This is a genomic window from Pseudomonas sp. BW16M2, from assembly GCF_014268865.1.
In the GTDB taxonomy this organism is placed as follows: Bacteria; Pseudomonadota; Gammaproteobacteria; order Pseudomonadales; family Pseudomonadaceae; genus Aquipseudomonas; species Aquipseudomonas peradeniyensis.
Map to the genome: position 1 here is coordinate 1 of NZ_JABWRI010000076.1, position 405 is coordinate 405.

Below are 405 nucleotides of genomic sequence, written 5' to 3' on the forward strand. Positions count from 1 at the left end.
TCGTCGCGCTTGTAGCGGCCGGGGTAGTCGAAGCGCTCGTAGTCGTCGGCCTGGTGCTGCAGGTCGCTGGCGTTGAATTCCTGCTGCAGGTGGTAGGCCGGGTGGGTGAAGGAGTAGTCGCGCTGCACCTGGCGGGCCGTGCGCACCTGCTCGCGGTAGTGCAGGCGGCGCAGGCAGGGGCGGGCCTGGTCGCCGCCGCTGTTGGCGTGGTAGAGCACGGCCAGCGGGTCGGGGTAGTCGTCGTCGATGAAGCCTTCGTCGTCGTCATCGTCCTCGGGCTTGACCAGGCTGGAGCTGATCATGCCCAGGGTCAGCACGCGGTCGCTGACGAGCAGGCGGTGGCCCTTGGCGCTGTGGACGAAGCGGTAGATGAAGCCTTCCTCGGCGGCCAGGCGGGTGATGAAG

1 protein-coding gene is annotated in these 405 nt (G+C 68.4%); it reads right to left on the reverse strand.

Annotation, left to right across the window (positions count from 1 at the left end):
* The coding region (locus HU735_RS26830) for a contractile injection system protein, VgrG/Pvc8 family (RefSeq protein ID WP_273018822.1) at window positions 1-405 on the reverse strand (405 nt) is incomplete at both ends.